The 20792-nt window shown below is 68.1% G+C and carries 15 protein-coding genes and 1 tRNA gene; 12 read left to right on the forward strand and 4 right to left on the reverse strand.

What is annotated here, in order from left to right:
• Positions 1 to 13 precede the first annotated feature (13 nt).
• The 5 genes from BM060_RS32045 (at position 14) to BM060_RS04135 (ending at position 3604) form a co-directional block, all read left to right on the forward strand.
• Entirely contained in the window at positions 14 to 1540 is a 1527-nt protein-coding gene (locus tag BM060_RS32045; protein ID WP_159458808.1) for an O-antigen ligase family protein, read from the forward strand.
• A 49-nt stretch (positions 1541 to 1589) separates the two neighbouring features.
• Positions 1590 to 1665: transfer RNA gene (locus BM060_RS04120), tRNA-Thr, on the forward strand.
• Between the two features lie 150 nt (positions 1666 to 1815).
• Positions 1816 to 2889: a diguanylate cyclase gene (locus BM060_RS04125; RefSeq protein WP_074977517.1), complete on the forward strand. Its 1074-nt coding sequence runs from the start codon at positions 1816 to 1818 to the stop codon at positions 2887 to 2889.
• Positions 2890 to 3047: 158 nt separating this feature from the next.
• Positions 3048 to 3275 carry a DUF433 domain-containing protein gene (locus tag BM060_RS04130; RefSeq protein ID WP_074977519.1) on the forward strand — a complete coding sequence of 76 codons (228 nt, stop codon included), beginning with the start codon at positions 3048 to 3050 and terminating at the stop codon, positions 3273 to 3275.
• Complete coding sequence (locus tag BM060_RS04135) at positions 3272 to 3604, forward strand: DUF5615 family PIN-like protein (RefSeq protein WP_074977521.1); 333 nt, start codon at positions 3272 to 3274, stop codon at positions 3602 to 3604. Before BM060_RS04130 ends, BM060_RS04135 begins: the two co-directional genes overlap by 4 nt.
• Before the next feature lie 12 nt (positions 3605 to 3616).
• On the opposite strand, the gene nadC is transcribed toward BM060_RS04135, so the two are convergent.
• On the reverse strand, positions 3617 to 4465 hold the full coding sequence (nadC, locus tag BM060_RS04140; RefSeq protein ID WP_074977523.1) for a carboxylating nicotinate-nucleotide diphosphorylase: 849 nt from the start codon (positions 4463 to 4465) through the stop codon (positions 3617 to 3619).
• A 270-nt stretch (positions 4466 to 4735) separates the two neighbouring features.
• Between nadC and BM060_RS04145 the strand changes: the two genes are divergently transcribed.
• The 4 genes from BM060_RS04145 (at position 4736) to BM060_RS33645 (ending at position 11088) form a co-directional block, all read left to right on the forward strand.
• Entirely contained in the window at positions 4736 to 7018 is a 2283-nt protein-coding gene (locus BM060_RS04145; RefSeq protein WP_074977525.1) for a DUF1631 domain-containing protein, read from the forward strand.
• Between the two features lie 491 nt (positions 7019 to 7509).
• Positions 7510 to 8070, forward strand: coding sequence for a 1,6-anhydro-N-acetylmuramyl-L-alanine amidase AmpD (gene ampD, locus BM060_RS04150; RefSeq protein WP_074977527.1), 561 nt, complete (start codon positions 7510 to 7512; stop codon positions 8068 to 8070).
• Complete coding sequence (gene ampE / locus BM060_RS04155) at positions 8067 to 8906, forward strand: regulatory signaling modulator protein AmpE (RefSeq protein ID WP_074977528.1); 840 nt, start codon at positions 8067 to 8069, stop codon at positions 8904 to 8906. Before ampD ends, ampE begins: the two co-directional genes overlap by 4 nt.
• Before the next feature lie 1477 nt (positions 8907 to 10383).
• Complete coding sequence (locus BM060_RS33645) at positions 10384 to 11088, forward strand: methyl-accepting chemotaxis protein (RefSeq protein WP_370311529.1); 705 nt, start codon at positions 10384 to 10386, stop codon at positions 11086 to 11088.
• Between the two features lie 364 nt (positions 11089 to 11452).
• Here BM060_RS33645 and BM060_RS04165 read toward each other — a convergent pair whose 3' ends face one another.
• Positions 11453 to 12232: a TatD family hydrolase gene (locus BM060_RS04165; RefSeq protein ID WP_074977532.1), complete on the reverse strand. Its 780-nt coding sequence runs from the start codon at positions 12230 to 12232 to the stop codon at positions 11453 to 11455.
• Positions 12233 to 12237: 5 nt separating this feature from the next.
• Positions 12238 to 13230, reverse strand: a complete 993-nt coding sequence (gene cra / locus BM060_RS04170) for a catabolite repressor/activator (protein WP_043272548.1) — start codon at positions 13228 to 13230, stop codon at positions 12238 to 12240.
• A 228-nt stretch (positions 13231 to 13458) separates the two neighbouring features.
• On the opposite strand from cra, the gene ptsP reads away from it, so the two are divergent.
• From ptsP to BM060_RS04185, 3 genes are read left to right on the forward strand one after another with little or no spacing between them, the layout of a single operon-like run.
• Positions 13459 to 16335 carry a phosphoenolpyruvate--protein phosphotransferase gene (gene ptsP / locus BM060_RS04175; protein WP_074977535.1) on the forward strand — a complete coding sequence of 959 codons (2877 nt, stop codon included), beginning with the start codon at positions 13459 to 13461 and terminating at the stop codon, positions 16333 to 16335.
• Positions 16335 to 17264, forward strand: a complete 930-nt coding sequence (pfkB, locus tag BM060_RS04180; protein WP_074977537.1) for a 1-phosphofructokinase — start codon at positions 16335 to 16337, stop codon at positions 17262 to 17264. The genes ptsP and pfkB overlap by 1 nt, the downstream gene beginning before the upstream one ends.
• Before the next feature lie 47 nt (positions 17265 to 17311).
• Entirely contained in the window at positions 17312 to 19033 is a 1722-nt protein-coding gene (locus BM060_RS04185; protein ID WP_074977539.1) for a PTS fructose-like transporter subunit IIB, read from the forward strand.
• A gap of 377 nt (positions 19034 to 19410) precedes the next feature.
• On the opposite strand, the gene BM060_RS04190 is transcribed toward BM060_RS04185, so the two are convergent.
• Positions 19411 to 20787, reverse strand: coding sequence for a UDP-glucose dehydrogenase family protein (locus BM060_RS04190; protein ID WP_074977541.1), 1377 nt, complete (start codon positions 20785 to 20787; stop codon positions 19411 to 19413).
• Positions 20788 to 20792: the final 5 nt, after the last annotated feature.

Raw genomic sequence — 20792 nt, forward strand, 5'->3', positions numbered from 1 at the left:
CCAGGGAGCTGGCTTGGCTCGACAACAGGTAAGTCGTGTTTCGGTATTAGTTGTTTTGTTTTACTTGCTTTATCTGGCATCGATCGATCTGATCAACTACTTGCCGTTCACTAGTGTGCAATTGTTGTTGCTGGCGGTTTCGCTTTCTTGGGCCCGTGTCGAATGCTCCAGGCGCTCCCAGATTGCAGCGTTTGGCTTGCCACTCCTGTCCTTTTCGTTTTGCGTGGTGCCGCTACTTGTGGAGGGGCAAACACTATATAGTTGGCGGCTCTTGCATTTTGCGTTGGTGCATGGAAGTTGGGTTGGGGTGTTGGGCTGGCGTGAGGGGCGGTCGCTTTTCCTTTCACCTGTGCAGTTGTTTCGCTTGGCAGTCTGTGTATTTTTACTCTGGCTGATACTGGGCAATTCTGGCTCTTTTGATGAATATCACCACAGTGTATTTTTTCTAGAGATTTCCATCGTATTGCTGGGGTTGATGGTTTTTCGGGGCACAGGCCCCCTGCCCCGCCTGATACTGCCCTGGGTGGTGGTGGTAGCAGTACTGATGGCGCTTTCCGATCACCTGGCCGCTATTGATGGGGCGCCTGCTGTAAATGATCAGCGGCTATTCGAGGTGCTGGGGCATCTCGCCTTTGCTATCTGCCTATGTCGTTGGTTTGGAGAAGACTCATCTGCAGTGGATTGGGTGGTTGCGACCATTGTGTTGATGGTTTTTCTATGTCTGGGGGCGATCGCTTCGCTTTGGTTGCGTCTGGATAACCCGAGCGCATACAACTGGTTTGGCTCGCCACCATTGTTCAATCACATTCGACATGTTGCTTACTTCCTGTGCGTGGCAATCGTCCTCTGCATATGGGCGATGTTGCGCTATAGGGGGCTTGCCCGGGGGCTGGTTTGGCTGACCTATGTCGTGGCCATGGGGCTTCTGCTGTGGTCCGGTGGGCGCGGTGCGTTCATAGCCTGCCTGGTCGGAGGAACTGGCGTCCTCTGGCTGGGGAGGAAGTTCTGCTCGGGACGGGTGATAGCCTGGATGTTGATCGGCTTTTTGCTGGCATTGCTGTTGGCAGCGCTGTTCCCTGTCGACTTCCCGGGCCTTGGCTGGATGGCGGCGTTGGCTCGCTCCGAATCGGCGGAGTCGCTTAACCGCCTCAGCTCCAGTCGCTTGTTGATCTGGTCGGAGTTGTGGACTCATGTCTTGGAGCGTCCCTGGTTTGGCTGGGGAGGGGGGGCGGTCAGGAGGTTGCTCCCGGACTGGCCGATCGTACAGGCGCACAATGGGCCATTGCAGGTTGCGGTGGAATGGGGCGGGCTGGGCGTTCTGGTGATCGGCGGAGGTATGTTGTTCGGCCTGCTGAAACATCTACCCGGTCCTATCGCCGCGGCGCATTCGTGCGATGCAAGGCTGCTGGGCGCGGCCCTGGTGATTTCGCTGTTCGTGCTTTCCCTGGTGGACGGTGTTCTGTTCCACGCTTTCCCCCAAGTAATGCTCGCCATGAGCTATGCGCTGTTGGCCTGTAGGAGGTCGGAGCAATCGAGGTAGGCAGATGATTGCCTGCCAGATGAGCGGATGTTAATTTAGCGCCCCGCCCGCCGGTGTAGCTCAGTCGGTAGAGCAGCTCATTCGTAATGAGAAGGTCGGGGGTTCGATTCCTCTTACCGGCACCATCTCTGGCAAAGGCCCCGCTTCGGCGGGGCTTTTTGCTTTCCGGCTCCGAAACCGCCGTACTTGCCGCTCGGGCGCTATCGAACTGCCATCATTTGCCGGACTATACTCCCGCTGCCCAGGGAAGCTTTCGGTGAGGAAGGGAGCGGTCTGTGAAGCAGTCGAGTGAGTCCGCCAGGTTCAGCCGTTCCTATGCCCAGCGCGTGCTTTTGCCGCGCGCGGTGGGTTTGGCCGTGGGGTTCTTCTGTGTCGCCGGCGTGCTCTGGGGGAAGGGGTATTCGCCTTGGCTGTGGGGGCTGCTGCTGTGGTTCTGCTATCTGTGGCCGCTGATGGCCTACCAGATCACTTCGCGTTCGCCGCGGCCCAAGGAATTGGAGCGGTATTTCGTGCTCTTCGATTCGCTGATGGGCGGATTCTGGATCGCCACCATCCAGTTCAACGTGCTGCCCTCGGTGATGATGCTTTCCATGCTGGCGATGAACAACACCGCGGCGGGCGGGGCGCGGTTCGTGGTCCAAGGGTTCGTGCTGCAGGCGCTCGGCATGTTGCTGTCCGGCTTGGTGCTGGGCTTCGGTTTCTCGCCTGATACGTCCCAGGCCGAGCTGTATGCCTGTATTCCCATGCTGGTCATCCACCCCATGACCATCGGCCTGGTGCTCTATCGCCTGGCCATCCAGCTGTCGCGGCACAAGAAGGCGCTGCGCGACCTGAGCCGTACCGACAGCCTGACCCAGCTGTTCAACCGCGGCTACTGGAAGGAGCGCCTGCAGCAGGCCTTCGAGCACTGCCGGCAGGCGCAGCAGCCCGCTTCGCTGGCGCTGATCGACGTCGACCACTTCAAGACCACCAACGACCGCCACGGGCACGTGATCGGCGACCTGGTGTTGCGTCGGCTCAGCGAGTTCATGCGCAGCCACCTGCGCGCCGAGGACCTGGCCGGGCGCTATGGCGGCGATGAGTTCTGCGTGCTGCTGCCGGGGCTGCAGCCGGAGGCGGCGCGGGAGGTTCTGGCGCGGCTGTCCCGCGAGTTGGCCGGGGAGGCCTGGGAGCGGGTGCCGGAATTGCGCGTCAGCCTCAGCATCGGTGTCGCCGGCTTCGATCCGGCCATGCCCGACGCCACCGAGTGGCTGCGCCGGGCCGACCAGGCGCTGTACGAGGCCAAAGGGCAGGGGCGCGACCGCATCGTCCTGGCTTCCGAGCTGGACGCCGCGGCGCGCCGGGCCTAGCCGAAGGCCCTGGCGCAGGGCGCGGACTGTATTGGCTATTGGTCGCAGGCTGGTATCCCCTGATTGCCGAGCAGCCCCATGCTGGCCCAGGGTAGAAACCGATGGCCATAGCGGATGATATAGTTGGACGTCGTTACCCTTTCAGCTGAGACAGAGCCATGGCGGATGAGTCGAGGATTACCCTGGAGCCCGGCAAGCGTGGCGGGAAGCCCTGTGTGCGTGGGCTGCGGATAACCGTGGAGGATGTCCTGAGCTGGCTGGCCGCCGGAATGAGCCCGGAAGAAATCATCGCTGACTACCCGGAGCTCGAGCGTGAAGACATTCTCGCTTGCCTGGCCTTCGCAGCGGCTCGCATGAAGCATTCGGCCTGGATCAAGGCGGCATGAAGCTGCTGCTGGACGAGAATCTTTCCCGGCGCATGTTGCCCTCCCTGGAAATGGACTTTCCCGGCTCTTCCCAGGTTGCCTTGCTCGGGCTCGAGCAGGTAAGCGACCGGCGGATATGGGAATACGCGAAGCAGCACGACTACGTGATCGTCACCAAGGACGAGGACTTTCATGATTTGCAGGCAGCTTGGGGATATCCACCCAAGGTGATCCTGCTGGCGATGGGCAACAGTTCGAACCAGGCGATCGTCCAGGCTCTTTGCAATTCGGCAGAGCAATTGAAAAGGAGCCTGGAAGACGAGCGTATCGGCCTGGTGGAGCTGATCTGACCCGCCGCGCCGTTACAGGCTCAACCGCATCGACAAGTCCAGCGCCTTGACGTCCTTGGTCAGGGTGCCGATGGAGATGTAGTCCACGCCGGTTTCGGCGATGCCGCGCAGGGTGCTTTCGTTGATCCCGCCGGAGGCTTCCAGCTTGGCGCGGCCGGCGGTCACCCGCACGGCGGTGCGCATGTCTTCCAGGCTCAGTTCGTCGAGCATGATGATGTCGGCGCCGGCGGCCAGGGCCTGGTTCAGTTCGTCCAGGTCTTCCACTTCGATTTCCACCGGCTTGCCCGGGGCGATGCGCCGGGCCTCGGCGATGGCCTGGGCGATGCCGCCGCAGGCGGCGATGTGGTTTTCCTTGATCAGGAAGGCGTCGTACAAGCCGATGCGGTGGTTGTGGCAGCCGCCGCAGGTGATCGCGTACTTCTGCGCCAGGCGCAGGCCGGGCAGGGTCTTGCGGGTGTCCAGCAGCTTGACGCCGGTGCCTTCCACCAGGTCGGCGTAGTGGCGCGCGCGGGTGGCGGTGCCGGAGAGCAGCTGGAAGAAGTTCAGCGCGCTGCGCTCGCCGCTGAGCAGGGCGCGGGCCGGGCCCTGCAGGCTGAACAGCGTCTGGTCGGCGCTGACCCGCTCGCCGTCGCGCACCTGCCATTGCACCTGCACGCGGGGGTCGATCTGCCGGAATACCTCGTCGACCCAGGCGCAGCCGGCGACGGTGGCATCTTCGCGGGTGATGACGCGGGCCTGGGCCTCGCGCTCGGCGGGGATCAGCTGCGCGGTGATGTCGCCGCTGCCGATGTCTTCGGCCAGGGCGGCGCGGACGTTGGCCTGGATTTCCCCGGAAAGGTCGGCAAGGGTGAGGTTCGGCATGGCGGACTCCTGATTCGCGGTGGCGGGATTATACGGGGCGCGGCGGCCGCCGTGTGCATCCGCGGCGGCCGGCGGGAGTCGGACGAACGGTGGCTGTTCTTGTGTGAATTTCATCAAGAATGCCTTCTAAGGACCCTGGTTGTGATTGATGCTTGTCTATAAGATAAGTCTGAATATTTCTATTTTGACGTCAGTCGATTGACGTTACGGACGACGCTCCCCTGATTGGTGCCATCGGGCCTTGGCAGGCCTGGCGGCAGGAGACTAGCAATGCAGAACGACGCGAACGTAGTGCCGCTGAACAAGGCGGCCCAGGGCCAGTCGCCGACTGCTATCCCCGGGCGCCTGCCCGCGGCGCTGGTCAACGTCCGTGACAAGGCTTCGGTGCAGCTGCGCCAGGCCCTGCAGGTGTTGTTCGACAATGCCGACGACACCCTCTTCGAGATGGCCGACCGCGCCACCAGCAACGCCGAGCAGAGCGCCTTCTTCGAGGCCATGCGCGACCTGCGCCTGAAGCGCAAGGGCATCGAGCGCGGCTTCGTGCAGAAATTCTTCGAAGGTTTCGCCAACCTCAACCAGTACCAGATCGGCAAGGCGCCGCAGCTGGACGCCGTCTCATTCGACAACCTGTCGCTGGTGCAGAACGACGAACTGGAAGAGACCGTGGCGATGGATGCCATGGTCGGCAAGGTGCTCAGCCGCGACGGCCTGGCCCTGGGCCACCTGACCACGCGCCTGAACACCCTGGTCAGCAACAAGGTCGAGGACAAGACCAACCCGCTCGGCCCGCGCCCGCTGTGCGAGGCCTTCCTCGAGGCCTGCCAGGGCCTGGGCGTGGAGATCAAGGTCAAGCTGATCGTCCTCAAGCTGTTCGAGAAGTACGTGCTTGCCGAGCTCGAGCAACTGTATGCCGAGGCCAACGAGATTCTCGTCACCCATGGCGTGCTGCCGGAGCTGAAGTCCGCCCCCGTGCGCCGCCCGCCGCGTCCCGCCGCCGAGGCCCCGGCCAGCGCCGGCTACGCCGGTGCCGCCGCCCAGGCCGCCGCTTCCGGCGCCTACCTGGATGCCGAGAGCCAGGAAGCCTTCGGCGCGCTGCAGGAGCTGATGTCCCAGGTTCGCGGCAGCCTGGCCGCGCGCCGCCAGGTGCCCGCCGACGCGGTGCCGATTTCCAGCAACGACCTGATGCGCCTGCTCTCGCACCTGCAGGACCACCTGCCGGCCCAAGGCATGGACGAGGTGGACGTGCGCCACCACCTGGACCACCTGCTCACCCGCGTCAGCCACAAGAGCGGGCGCTCGCGGGTGGTGGGGCAGGTCGACGAGGACGTGATCAACCTGGTGTCCATGCTCTTCGAGTTCATCCTCGACGACCGCAACCTGCCGGATTCGCTCAAGGCCCTGATCGGCCGCATGCAGATCCCCATGCTCAAGGTCGCGGTGCTGGACAAGACCTTCTTCAGCCGCGGCAACCACCCCGCCCGGCGCCTGCTCAACGAGATCGCCTCGGCGGCGCTCGGCTGGGCGGAACAGACCGACCTGCAGCGCGACAGCCTGTACCAGAAGATCGAGCAGGTGGTGATGCGCCTGCTGAACGACTTCGTCGACGACACGGCGATCTTCGGCGTGCTGCTGGAAGATTTCATCGCCTTCACCGGTGATGAACGCCGCCGCAGCGAACTGCTTGAACAACGCACCCGCGACGCCGAGGAAGGCCGAGCCCGCGCCGACGCGGCTCGGCACGAGGTGGCGCAGGTGCTCAACCAGCGGCTGTTCGGCCGCACCCTGCCCGAAGTGGTGGTGCGCCTGCTGCGCGAGGCCTGGAGCAAGGTGCTGCTGCTGACCTGCCTGAAGCACGGCAGCGACTCGCAACCCTGGCGCGACGCCGTGGCGACCATGGATGACCTGATCTGGAGCGTCGAGCCCCACGAGGATCCGGAGTCCCGCACGCGCCTGCTGGAAATGGTGCCGCAACTGCTCAAGTCGCTACGCGAGGGCCTGACCAGCGCGGCCTTCGATCCGTTCTCCACCGGCGAGTTCTTCAGCCGCCTGGAGAGCCTGCACGTGCAGGCCTTCCAGCGCTTCAAGCAGGCGCAGGAAGCGGCGGCCGACGACGACCTGCTCGATGGCATTCCGCTGCTCGACGAGGCTGTCGAGGCGCCTGCGGCCCAGGCTAGCAGCCAGCCGGAAATGGTCGCCGTGGTGGAGGAAATCGTCCTGGCGACGCCCGGCGAGGAGCGTGTGCCGGAGCCGGAAGAACTGCTGGCGGACGACGACGAGTCGCTGCGCAAGGTCGACGAGTTGCGCGTCGGCAGTTGGGTGGAAATCCTCGAGGATTCCGAGCACAAGCTGCGTTGCAAGCTGGCCGCGGTGATCAAGCCGACCGGCCGCTACATCTTCGTCAACCGCACCGGCATGAAGGTGCTGGAAAAGACCCGCATGGGCCTGGCCGTGGAATTCCGCCGCAACGCCGTGCGGCTGCTGGATGACGCGCTGCTGTTCGACCGGGCGTTGGAGTCGGTGATCGGCAACCTGCGGCGGTTGAAGAACGGCTGAGCCAGCCGCCTCCTTGGGACTGTGTAGGAGCGCGCCCTGCGCGCGAATCGCGGGCAGGGCCCGCTCCTACAGGGGATGCCGTATCTCACGTCGAACCCGTAGGACTGCGGCGTATAACCGCGAACGGTTATACGCCCTACGACTTGGAATCGAGCTAGCAGGCCTGCGGCCCCCTAACCCTCTCCCGGAGGGAGAGGGGACTGTTCGGCAGACGCTGGTGTTCCTGAGTCAGCCGGCTGGCACGGTGACTACCGGCTGAGGCCAGACCTTCTCTCGGCACGGACAAGCCCCCTCTCCCCCTGGGAGAGGGCTGGGGTGAGGGAGCGGAGTCAACCCAACGCACCAGCGCCCCCGGGAAACACGGTTCGCGAGCAAGCTCGCTCCTACGAAAAGCGCTTCGGCGCAGTCGGCAAGACTGTCGCTCCCGCACCGCAGCGGCCGTTCTCTTCCGCCGCAAGCTGCTTTAGAGTGGGCCCAATCAAGGAGCCCCTATGCAGTTCGATCCCCGCAGCGGCTGGTGCCAGGGCGTCAGCCACTGTCCTTCGCCCAATTTCAATGCCCGCCCGGAAGGGGAGGTGGTCTCCCTGCTGGTGATCCACAACATCAGCCTGCCGCCGGGGCAGTTCGGTACCGGCAAGGTGCAGTGCTTCTTCCAGAACCGCCTGGATGCCGACGAGCATCCCTATTTCGCCGACATCGCGCAGATGACGGTGTCCGCGCACTTCCTCATCGAGCGCGATGGCGGCGTGTTCCAGTTCGTCTCCTGCAACGACCGCGCCTGGCATGCCGGCGTGTCGCGCTTCGACGGCCGGGAGAACTGCAACGACTTCTCCATCGGCATCGAGCTGGAAGGCACCGACGATGAGCCCTACAGCGATGCGCAATATGCCGCCTTGGCTGAGCTGGGCCGGCAACTGCTGCGGGCCTACCCGGCCATCACCCCTGAGCGCATCCAGGGCCACAGCGACATCGCCCCGGGGCGCAAGACCGATCCCGGCCCGGCTTTCGATTGGCAGCGTTTCCTCGCCGCCCTCTGCAAGGAGTCGACATGAGTTTCCTGGTACTGCTGCTGGCCCTGCTGGTAGAGAAGTTCTCCGGCTGGCGCGCGCGCCTGCAGAGGGATGGTGCCTGGCTCGCCTGGCTGGGCCTGGTGCAGGGGTTGCCGGGCGTGGCGGCGCGACCCTGGCTGGCGCTGCTGGTGGCCCTGCTCGGGCCCTTGCTGGTGCTGGCGCTGATCCTGACCTTGCTGCAGCCGCTGGCCTACGGCCTGCTGGCGCTGCCGGTGCACCTGCTGGTGCTGATCTGGAGCCTGGGCCGCGGCGACGTGCACCAGGCCATGGGGCCGTTCCGCGACGCCTGGCGCCGCGAGGACCTGCAGGGCGCCTACCACGTCGCCGAGCGCGACCTGGGCGTGCAGGCCGATTCCGATGCCGAGCTGTTCGCCCAGGTCCAGGGCATGCTGGTGTGGCAGGCCTTCCAGGGCTTCTTCGCGGTGATCTTCTGGTACGCCCTGCTGGGCCCGGCGGCGGCCCTGGCCTATCGCCTGCTGTCGCTGACCGAGGTGCACCTGGGGCGGGGCACGGGCCTCGGCGAGCGGGCCGCGCTGCTGCGCCATGCCTTCGATTGGTTGCCGGCGCGGGCCCTGGCGCTGAGCTTCGCCTTCGTCGGCAACTTCGTCGCCGTGGCCCGGGTGCTGCTGCACCACCTGCTGGCCTGGGACTTCCCGGCGGCGCGCCTGCTGGCCCTGGCCGCCTGCGTCGGCGAGGACCTGTGCGACGCCACCCCCGGCCCGGCCGGGGTGGCCAGCCTGGATGCGCTCTGGCAGCTGCTGGTGCGCACGGCGGTGTTCTGGTACGCGGCCTTCGCCCTGTGCGCGATTTTCCTCTGAGTACCGCACGTCGCCACTGATGGCGTTTTAACCTTAAGTTACAGAACGTCCCGCCGATATCGGGTACACAGGAGCCTGCGCCAAGCGCGGGCTCATAGCCCGCCTCGGCCATCCCACACAAAAACAACAACGGGAACAGGAGACGTCTTACGTGAAGACCGTGCTCTATCCAGCTATCGCACTGATGAACCGCCTGAGCTTCGGCATGAAGTTCAGCCTCATCAGCGTGCTCTTCTTCCTGCCGATGCTGGTGACCAACTTCTACCTGGTGCGTGATTCCTACCGCCAGTTCGTCAGCACCCGCGCCGAGCTGCAGAGCCTGCAGCTGATCGCCTCGGGCATGCAGATCCGCCGCGACGTCGAGGCCTACAACGATCTCCTGCAGATCAACATCGGCATCGGCCAGACGCGCACCACCGGCGACCTGGACAGCCGCATCGGCCAGCTGCAGCAGCGCCTGCACGCGGCGCTTTCGGCGCTGCAGCCGGTGGCGCGGGACAGCGAGCAGGTGGCCGCCTTCACCGCCAAGCGCGACGAGTTGCTCGCCGCCCTCAAGGCCGTGGAGACCGAAGGCTCGATGCAGAGCAAGGCCGGCATGGCCATGCGCCTGCTGAGCAATGTGCAGATCTTCAACAAGCTGCTGGCCACGCAGTCCGGGCTGAGCCAGGACGACAGCGCCGAAGTGCGGCAGATGGCCGACCTGATCAGCAGCGTCACCCCGGCGGTCACCGAGACCATCAGCCGCGGCCGCGTGCTGGGCACCGCGGCGTTGGGCCAGGGGTTCCTCAATTCCTCCACCAGCAGCAAGCTCGACGACCTGCTGCAGGACCTGGAGAAGCTCCACGCCGAATACGCCCTGAAGCTGCAGGAGGCCCTGGGCGCCAGCAGCGCGGCGCAGCAGGCGCTGGCCGGCGAGGCCGAGGCCAGCCGCGAGACGCTCAAGAGCCTGGGCAAGCTGATCGAGGACAAGGTGGTGATGGCCGACTCCCTCGACCTGCCCTGGGCGCAGTTCTACGACCAGATCAGCCAGGGCATGGACAAGACCTACCAGCTCAACGACAAGGTGCTCGGCTACCTCGGCGGCCAGCTGGAGCAGCGCCTGACCGGCAAGCAGGCGCAGATGGTCCTGCTGGTGGTGGCGCTGCTGGTGGTGTTCCTCGCCATCGTCTACCTCTACGGCGGTTTCTACGTCTCCACCCGCTCCACGCTCAAGAGCCTGGGCGCGATGATGGAGCGCGTCGCCGCCGGCGACATGACGGTCAACTACCAGGCGCAGAGCCGCGACGAACTGGGCGAGCTGGGCCAGGCCTTCAACGAGACGGTACGCCGCGTGCACGACCTGATCGAGCAGGTGGGCCGCACCGTGGCCGAGGTGGAACGGCAGACCGGCCGCGTGGAAGTGGTGTCGGCGCAGAGCAACCAGGCGGTGGCCGGCCAGCGCGACCAGATCGAGCAGGTGGCCACGGCGATGAACCAGATGGCCGCCACGGCCCAGGAAGTGGCGCGCAGCGCCGCCGCCGCCGTGGGCAGCGCGCAGAGCGTGAACCAGGAGACGGTCAGCGGCCGCGATCTGGTGGAATCCCAGGTGGGCAGCATCCAGCGCCTGGCCGCGGAGATCGACCAGTCGGTGGAAGTGATCAACCAGCTGGCCGCCGACAGCGCCTCCATCAGCCGTGTGCTGGACGTGATCAAGGGCATCGCCGAGCAGACCAACCTGCTGGCGCTCAACGCCGCCATCGAGGCGGCGCGGGCCGGCGAGCAGGGCAGGGGCTTCGCGGTGGTGGCCGACGAGGTGCGCACCCTGGCCAAGCGCACCCAGCAGTCCACCGAGGAGATCGAGCAGATGATCTCGCGCCTGCAGAGTGGCGTGGGCGCCGCGGTGAAGGCCATGGGCAGCAGCCACCAGACCGCCGACGGCACCGTCAGCCAGTCGGCGCAGGTGCAGCAGGCGCTGGACAACATCCTCGGCGCGGTGGGCATGATCGTCGACCAGAACCAGCAGATCGCCGCGGCCGCCGAGCAGCAGACCACGGTGGCCCACGACATCGACCAGAACATCGTGCAGATCAACCAGGCCGGCGAGCGCACCGCCCTGGGCGCCAACGAGACCGAGCGCGCCAGCCGCGAGCTGTCCGAACAGGTGGTGGAACTGAAGCGGCTGATCGGCGCCTTCAGGGTCTAAAGGGTTTCACCAGCAGCCCGGCATCCGCGCGAGCGCAAGGATGCTTCCCCATCTCGCGGGTGCCGGGTTGTCGGTGAAAAGGCTGTTGCCGGGAGCGTAGGGCGTATAACGCTCCGCGTTATCCGCCGTCTGGCCTTGATTCCCGGCGGCTCCGGGATTGACCTTGGCGTTGGCTGTGGCTTCGGTGTAACGGCGGATAACCGCGAACGGTTATCCGCCCTACGTTATGGGTGGGTCTGGTGTAGGGCGTATAACGCTCCGCGTTATACGCCGTCTGGCCTTGATTCGCGGCGGCTCCGAGGTTGACCTTGGCGTTGGCTGTGGCCCTGATGTATCGGCGTACAACCGCGAACGGTTGTACGCCCTACGTCCAGCCGAAAACCTCCCCCGCATTCCGCGTACTGGCCTCCGCCAACTCCTCCGCACTCACCCCCCGCAACGCTGCCAGCGCCTCGCAGATCGCCGGCAGGTGCTCCGGGCTGTTGCGCTGGCCGGGGAACATCGCCGGGGCCATGTCCGGGGCGTCGGTCTCCAGCACGATCGACTCCAGCGGCAGTTCCGCCACCGTCTTGCGCAGGCGGTTGGCCTGGGGCCAGGTGGGCGCGCCGCCCAGACCAAGGCGGAAGCCCAGCTTGATGTATTCGCGGGCTTCCTCGCGGCTGCCGGCGAAGGCGTGGACGATGCCGCGGCGCGGCGGGCGGAAGCGCTTGAGGGTGGCGATCATCGCGGCGTGGGCGCGGCGCACGTGGAGCAGCACCGGCAGTTCGCAGTCGATGGCGATGCGCAGCTGTTCCTCGAACAGCGCCTGCTGCGCCTCGCGGTCCAGGTCTTCGAGGTAGTAGTCCAGGCCGATCTCGCCCACCGCGCACAGCTTCGGGTGGCCGGCCAGGCGCTGCAGGTGCTCGCGCAGGTCGCGCAGGTGTTCGGGACGGTGCTGCGCCAGGTAGATCGGGTGCAGGCCCAGGGCGGCGTAGAGCGAATCGTTTTCCTCTGCCAGTCGCAGCACCCTTTCCCAGTTCTCGCGGAACACCCCCAGCAGCACCTGGCGCTCCACGCCGAGCCCGGCGCAGCGTTGCAGCAGGGCGGCGCGGTCGGCGTCGAAGTCCGGGAAGTCGATGTGGTTGTGGGTGTCGACCAGGCGCATGGCGGTCACCCGGCGCGCAGCTTGAGGGTGCGCGGGATGGGGTGCACGCCGGGCTGGTAGTGCTCGTGTTCCACGGCCTCCAGGGCCAGGTCCAGGGCGCGGGCGGCGATCAGCGCGTGCTGCTGGGAAATGGCGTTGACCTTCAGCGGCACGAAGTCGAGCAACTGGGTGTCGCCGAAGGTGCCCAGGCGCAGGTCGCGCGGCCAGCCGCCGGGCAGCGCCTGGAACACGTCGAACACGCCTTCGAGCAGCACGTAGGAGGTGGTGATCAGCGCGTCCGGCAGGTAGCCCAGGCGCTGCAGCAGGCCCTCCATCAACTGGCGGCCGCACTCGCGGCTGAAGCTGGCGCCCTGTTCGATGAAGCGCTCGCCGCCAAAGCCCTGCAGGGCCTGTTCGAAGCCGGCGCTGCGCTCCTGGCTGATGATCAGCTCCGGGCGCGCGCCGAGCAGGGCGATGTGCCGCGGCGCGGGCTGCAGCAGGGTAGCGGTGAGGCGCTGGGCGGCGTCGCGGTCGTCGCTGACCACCGAGCAGAAGCGCCGTGGGTCCAACTGGCGGTCGATGGCGATCACCGGCACGCCCTTGTCCAGCAGTAGCTGGTGGCTGTCGTCGTCGGCCGGTAGGCAGCTGGCCACCACCAGGGCGTCGCAGCGCCGCGCGCGGAACAGGTTCAGGGCCTGGCGCTCGCTCTCCGGCTCGTCGTCGGAGCAGGCGATCAGCAACTGGTAGCCGCGGGCGCGGGCGCCCTGTTCCAGCAGCTTGGCGATGCGCGCGTAGCTGGGGTTCTCCAGGTCCGGGAGGATGAAGCCGAGGGTGCGCGTCTGCCCGCGGCGCAGGCTGGCGGCCTGCTGGTCGGGGTGGTAGCCGTGGGCCTCGATCACCGCGCGCACGCGCTCCACGGTGGCCGCGCTGATGCGCCGCTGCACGGCCTTGCCGTTGATGACGTAGCTGGCCGTGGTCACCGAGACCCCGGCCAGACGGGCGATATCACTGAGTTTCAACACATACCCCGGCACTGCTGACTGACAACTGGAGGCTTCCAAGGATCACGCATTATCGGGTAACGTGCCAGTCTCAATAGGTGAAACGATTCAGCAAAAGCTGTCCCCCTGCCTGCGGCCACTATGCTGGTCACCAGGGACAGCCTCGCTGTTCACCCCAACAAGCGGATAACCGCCCCGTTTCGGCAGCCCGGCTTTCCTCCCGGGCGAGCCGCTGAGGAGAACGATGTGCTCGAACTGACCGCGCAGCAGGTCCGCATGCAACAGCGGGCCGCGGACAAGCCGGCCGCCCTCGAACTGCTCTGCCAGGCCCTGGAGGCCGACGGCCTGGTCGAGCCGGGCTACCTCGCCGGGCTCAAGGATCGCGAGGCCCAGGGCTCCACCTACCTCGGCCAGGGCATCGCAATCCCCCATGGCACCCCGCAGACCCGCGACCTCGTGCGCCGCACCGGCGTGCGCCTGCTGCACTTTCCCGACGGCGTGGACTGGGGCGACGGGCAGATCGTCTACCTGGCCATCGGCATCGCCGCGCGCTCGGACGAGCACCTGAACCTGCTGCAACTGCTGACCCGCGCCCTGGGCGAGGGCGACACCGGCGCGGTGCTGCGCGAGGCGCAGGATGCCGAGCAACTGCTGAAGGCCCTGAGCGGCGCCCCGCAAGCCCTGGCCCTGGACGCGCAACTGGTGGCGCTGGGGCAGGGCGCCGAAGACTTCGACGAACTGCTGCTGCTCGCCGCGCGCCGGCTCAAGGTCGCCGGCTGCGTGGAGAGCGGCTTCCTCGCCGCGTTGCAGCAAGGCGAGGCGCTGCCGCTGGGCGAGGGCCTGTGGTGGCTGGGCGGCGGCGAGAAGGTCAGCCGGCCCGGCCTGGCCTTCGTCACCCCGCAACGCGAGCTGCAGCACGCCGGCCAGCCCCTGCGCGGGCTGTTCTGCCTGGCCGAGCGCGGCGATGCGGCGTGCGTTGTGCTGGAGCGCCTGTGCGACCTGCTGGTGGACGGCCGCGGCGCCGAACTGGCCCGTGCGACTTCGGTACGCGCCGTGCTGGAGGCCCTGGGCGGCGAGCTGCCGGTGGATTGGCCGAGCCTGCGCGTGCCCCTGGCCAACCCCCATGGCCTGCATGCGCGGCCGTCGCAGGTGCTGATGCAGATGGCCCGCGACTTCGACGGCGAAATCCGCGTGCGCATCGCCGACAGCGAGGCGGCGCCGGTATCCATCCGCAGCCTGAGCAAGCTGCTCAGCCTGGGCGCGCGGCGTGGCCAGGTGCTGGAATTCTTCGCTGAACCTGCGATCGCCGAGGCGGCCCTGCCGGCCCTACGCGAGGCGGTGGAGCAGGGCCTGGGCGAGGACGTCCTGCCGCTGACGGAAGCGCCCGTGGAGCCCGAGACGCCGGCCGAGCCGGAAGCGCACCTGCCCGAACTGGTCCGGGGCGAGTGGCTGGATGCCATCGCCGCCGCCCCGGGCATCGCCAGCGGCCCGGCGCACCTGCAGGTGGAGCCGAAATTCCAGTACCCCGCCCGCGGCGAATCCCCCGAGATCGAGGCGCAGCGCCTGGCCGAGGCCAAGGCCGCCATCGCCACGGAGATCGAGGCCCTGGTGGAGCACAGCCGCAGCAAGGCGGTGCGCGACATCTTCGTCACCCACCAGGCCCTGCTCGATGACCCCGAACTGGGCGCCGAAGTGGCCGTGCAACTGGCCGATGGCGCCAGCGCCGAAGCGGCCTGGCACGCGGTGATCGAACGGGCCGCCAGCCAGCAGGAGGCCCTCGGCGACGCCCTGCTCGCCGAGCGCGCGGCGGACCTGCGCGACCTTGGCCGCCGGGTGCTGGCGCGCCTGTGCGGGGTGAGCCTGGCCGCCGAGCCGGCGCAGCCGTACATCCTGGTGATGGACGAGGTCGGCCCCTCCGACGTGGCGCGCCTGGACCCCGAGCGCGTGGCCGGCATCCTCACCGTGCGCGGCGGTGCTACCTCGCACAGCGCCATCATCGCCCGCGCCCTGGGCATTCCCGCCCTGGTCGGCGCCGGTGAAGGGCTGCTGGCGCTGCCGCCGGGCACGCCGCTGCTGCTCGACGGCGAGCGCGGCCGCTTCGTGGTGGCGCCCGCGGACGAGGTGCTGGAACAGGCCCTGCGCCGGCGTGAGGAACACCAGCGCCGCCAGGCCCTCGCCGAGGCGCGCCGGCATGAACCGGCGCGCACCCGCGACGGCCATGCGGTGGAAGTCTGCGCCAACCTCGGCGACAGCGCCGGCGCCGCCCAGGCCGTGGAACTGGGCGCCGAAGGCGTGGGCCTGCTGCGCAGCGAGTTCGTCTTCCTCGACAGCCCGCGCGCGCCGGACCTGGCGGCCCAGGAAGCCGAGTACCGCCGCGTGCTCGACGCCCTCGGCGGCCGCCCGCTGGTGGTGCGCACCCTGGACGTAGGCGGCGACAAGCCGCTGCCGTACTGGCCGATCCCGGCCGAGGCCAACCCCTACCTGGGCGTGCGCGGCATCCGCCTGACGTTGCAGCGCCCGCAGATTTTCGAGACGCAACTGCGCGCCCTGCTGCAGGCGGCCGCCGGGCGGGCGCTGCGGATCATGTTCCCGATGGTCGGCCAGGTCGAGGAATGGCGCCGGGCGCGCGACCTGGCGCTGGCCCTGCGCGAGGAGTACGACTGCGCCGACCTGCAGCTGGGCATCATGGTCGAGGTGCCCTCGGCGGCGCTGCTGGCGCCGGTGCTGGCGCGCGAGGTGGACTTCTTCAGCGTCGGCACCAACGACCTGACGCAGTACGCCCTGGCCATCGACCGCGGCCACCCGACGCTGTCCGCCCAGGCCGACGGCCTGCACCCGGCGGTGCTGCAACTGATCGACATGACCGTGCGCGCCGCCCATGCCCACGGCAAGTGGGTGGGCGTGTGCGGCGAGCTGGCCGCCGACGCCCAGGCGCTGCCGGTCCTGCTGGGGCTGGCGGTGGACGAGCTGAGCGTGTCCGCGCGCAGCATCCCGCTGGTGAAGCAGGGCGTGCGCGAGCTGGACCTGGGCCGGGCCCGCGAACTGGCCGGCGCCGCCCTCGGCCTGGCCTCGGCGGCGGAGGTCCGCGCCCTGGTGGCGCGGGCCCTGGGGGAGGCGCGCTGATGGCCCGCATCCTCACTCTCACCCTGAACCCGGCGCTGGACCTCACCGTGCGCCTGCCGAGCCTGGAACTGGGCGCGGTGAACCGCAGCGAGGCGGTGTTGGCCCAGGCCGCCGGCAAGGGCCTGAACGTCGCCCAGGTGCTCGCCGACCTCGGCCATGAGCTGAGCGTGGGCGGCTTCCTCGGCGCCGACAACGCCGAGGCCTTCGAGGCGCTGTTCCGCCGCCGCGGCTTCCGCGACGCCTTCGTCCGGGTGCCGGGCGAGACGCGCAGCAACATCAAGCTGGCCGAGCGCAGCGGGCGCATCACCGACCTCAACGGCCCCGGCCTGGAAGTGGATGCCGAGGCCCAGCGGCGTCTGCTGGACGGCCTGGACGAACTGGCCGCCGATCAGGACCTGGTGGTGGTGGCCGGCAGCCTGCCGCGCGGCGTGCAGCCGCAGTGGCTGTATGAGCTGCTGCTGCGCCTGAAGCGCCTGGGCCTGCGGGTGGCCCTGGACAGCAGCGGCGAGGCCCTGCGCCAGGGGCTGGCGGCCAGGCCCTGGCTGGTCAAGCCGAACGCCGAGGAGCTGGCCGAGGCCTGCGGCCCGGCGGGCGCGGGCGGCGCCGATGCCCAGGCCCGCGCCCTGCGTGCCGGCGGCATCGAGCACCTGGTGCTCTCCGAGGGCGCCGAGGGCGTGCGCTGGTACGGCCCGGACGGGCTGTGGCAGGCGACGCCGCCGAAGGTCGAGGTGGCCAGCACCGTGGGCGCCGGCGACTCGCTGCTGGCGGCGATGGTTGATGGCCTGCTCGCCGGGCGGCCCGCCGCGCAGGTGCTGCGCCAGGCCACCGCGGTGGCCGCCCTGGCCGTGACCCAGTTCGACTTCGGCATCGCCGACCGCGAGCGCCTGGCCTGCCTGCAGGCGCAGGTGGCGGTGCGCGCGCTGGATTGATCCGCCCGCCCGCAGCGCCGGGCGGAGCCATAACAAGAGGTACGACGATGAACCTTGCCCTGATCACTGCCTGTCCCAACGGCCAGGTCACCAGCCTGCTCAGCGCGCGCCTGCTGCGCGCCGCCGCCGAACGCCTGGGCTGGTCGGTGTGCGTCGAGAGCAACGAGCCGCAGCGCCCCGAGCAGCGCCTGAGCGCCGAACAGATCGGCTCGGCCGACCTGGTGCTGGTGGTCAGCAGCCAGCCGCTGGACTTGTCCCGCTTCGCCGGCAAGCCGCTGTTCCAGGCGCGCCCGGCCGAGGCCCTGGCCGAGCCGGCGGCCTTTCTGCAACGCGCCGCCGCCGAGGCGCAGCCCTGGCAAGGCACGCAGGCCGAGGCCAAGGCGGTGCGGGTAGTGGCGGTGACCGCCTGCCCCACAGGCGTGGCGCACACCTTCATGGCCGCCGAAGCGCTGCAGCAGGCCGCCGAGCGCCTGGGCTGGCAACTGCGGGTGGAAACCCAGGGCTCGGTGGGCGCGCGCAACCCGCTGTCGGCCGAGGACATCGCCGCCGCCGACGTGGTGCTGCTGGCGGCCGACATCGAGGTGAACGCCGAGCGCTTCGCCGGCAAGCGCATCTTCCGCTGCGGCACCGGCGTGGCGCTGAAGCAGCCCGAGGCGACCTTGCGCAAGGCCCTGGAGGAAGGCGCCACGGAAAGCGCCGTCGCCGCCGCTGCGCAGAAGCCGGGCAAGGGCGAGGCGCGCGGGCTGTACAAGCACCTGCTGACCGGCGTGTCGTTCATGCTGCCGATGGTGGTGGCCGGCGGCTTGCTGATCGCGCTGTCCTTCGTGTTCGGCATCCAGGCCTTCAAGGAGCCGGGCACCCTGGCTGCGGCGCTGATGCAGATCGGCGGCGAAAGCGCCTTCAAGCTGATGGTGCCGATGCTCGCCGGCTACATCGCCTGGTCCATCGCCGACCGCCCGGGCCTGGCGCCGGGGATGATCGGCGGGCTGCTGGCCAGCAGCCTGGGCGCGGGCTTCCTCGGCGGCATAGTGGCGGGCTTGCTGGCAGGCTACTCGGCGCGCGCGGTGAGCCAGTGGCTGAAGCTGCCGCAGAGCCTGGAGGCGCTCAAGCCGATCCTGCTGATCCCGCTGCTGTGCAGCCTGTTCACCGGGTTGGTGATGATCTACGTGGTGGGCCAGCCGGTGGCCGGGTTGATGAGCGCATTGACCGACTTCCTGGCCGGCATGGGCACGGCCAACGCCATTCTCCTCGGCCTGCTGCTCGGCGGCATGATGTGCGTCGACCTCGGCGGGCCGATCAACAAGGCCGCCTATGCCTTCTCCGTGGGCCTGCTGGCCTCGCAGAGCTACGCGCCCATGGCGGCGACCATGGCCGCCGGCATGGTGCCGCCGATCGGCATGGGCCTCGCCACCCTGCTGGCCCGGCGCAAGTTCGCCCAGAGCGAGCGCGAGGCGGGCAAGGCGGCGCTGGTGCTGGGCCTGTGCTTCATCTCCGAGGGCGCCATTCCCTTCGCCGCCAAGGACCCGTTGCGGGTGCTGCCGGCCAGCGTGGTGGGCGGCGCGCTGACCGGGGCGCTGTCGATGTACTTCGGCTGCAAGCTGCTGGCGCCCCATGGCGGGTTGTTCGTGTTGCTGATTCCCAATGCGATGAATCATGCGCTGGCGTATCTGCTGGCGATCGTCGTGGGGAGTGTGGTGACGGGGGTGATTTATGCCGTGCTCAAGCGGGATGAGGTGCAGGGGATGGTGGGGGTGCCGGGGCGGGCATAGGTTGGGTGTTCAATCGCGGACGGAGTCCGCTCCTACGGTGGTGCCGTCCTGCGTAGGGGCTGGATGGGGATTGATTTTCGTAGGAGCGAGCTTGCTCGCGAACGGTGTTTGCCGGCGGGCCTGGCGTTCATCCCGAAGAGCGCCCTCTCCCTAACCCTCTCCCTGAAGGGAGAGGGGACCGTTCGGTGTGCGCGGGTATTTCGGCGTTAGCCGGTTAGCACAGAGACTGCCGGCTGAAACCATTCCTTCTCTCGGCACGGACAAGCCCCCTCTCCCTTCAGGGAGAGGGCTGGGGAGAGGGAGCGGAGTTCAGCTCAACTGCGGAGTCACCGGGAAATGCCATTCGCGAGCAAGCTCGCTCCTACGAAGAGCGCCCCTCAGGCGCTGCGCCGCAACGGCTGCTCTTGCGCCGGCACCGGCAGCCGGTGCGAATCCCCCCGGCCCATGGCGAAGTATTCGAACCCATAGCGCGCCATCCGCTCCGGATCGTAGAGGTTGCGCCCGTCGAAGATCACCGGCGCCTTCAGGCGGCTGGCCAGCAGCTCGAAGTCCGGGGCCTTGAATTGCTGCCACTCGGTGCAGATCACCAGGGCATCGGCGCCGCCCAGCGCCGCCTCGGGGGTGCCCATCAGTGTCAGGCGTTCGTCATGGCCGTACAGGCGCTGGGCCTCGGGCATGGCTTCGGGGTCGAAGGCGCGGACCTTGGCCCCGGCCGCCCACAGCGCCTCCATCAGGGCGCGGCTGGGGGCGTCGCGCATGTCGTCGGTGTTGGGCTTGAACGACAGGCCCCAGAGGGCGAAGGTGCGGCCCTTGAGGTTGCCGCTGAAGTAGGCGGCGATGCGCTCGAACAGCTTGTGCTTCTGGCGCTGGTTGATGGCTTCCACCGCGCGCAGCAGGTCGCTGGAGCAACTGGCGTCGTCCGCGCTGTGGATCAGGGCCTGGACGTCCTTGGGGAAGCAGGAGCCGCCGTAGCCGCAGCCGGGGTAGATGAAGTGGTAGCCGATGCGCGGGTCGGCGCCCATGCCCTGGCGCACCGCCTCGATGTCGGCGCCCAGGTGCTCGGCCAGCTCGGCGATCTGGTTGATGAAGCTGATCTTGGTGGCGAGCATGCAGTTAGCGGCGTACTTGGTCAGCTCGGCGCTGCGCAGGTTCATGCACAGGATGCGGTCGTGGTTGCGGTTGAACGGCTCGTAGATCTCGCGCATCACGTCCAGCACCTCGGGCCGCTCGCAGCCGATGACGATGCGGTCGGGGCGGCGGCAGTCGGCCAGGGCCGAGCCTTCCTTGAGGAATTCCGGGTTGGACACGATATCGAAGTCCAGGCTGCGGCCATGCTGGCTCAGCACTTTGTGGATGTGCGCCTTGACCAGGTCGCCGGTGCCCACCGGCACCGTGGATTTCTCGACGATCACCACCGGCGCCTTGCGGTGCAGGGCGATGCCCTCGGCCACCGCGAACACCGCGCCCAGGTCGGCCGAGCCGTCGGCGAGCGGCGGCGTGCCGACGGCGATGAACTGCACCAGGCCGTGGGCCGCGGCCACTTCCACCTCGCTGGTGAAGCGCAGGCGGCCGGCTTCCAGGTTCTCCTTCACCAGCTCGGCCAGGCCGGGTTCGTAGATGCTCACCTGGCCGCGCTGCAGCTTGGCGACCTTGGCCTGGTCGATGTCCATGCAGACCACGTCGTGGCCCACTTCGGCCATGACCGCGGCCTGCACCAGGCCGACGTAGCCGATCCCGAATACGCTGATTTTCATGGTTG

The sequence above is a fragment of the Pseudomonas citronellolis genome, from assembly GCF_900112375.1.
Lineage (GTDB): Bacteria > Pseudomonadota > Gammaproteobacteria > Pseudomonadales > Pseudomonadaceae > Pseudomonas > Pseudomonas citronellolis.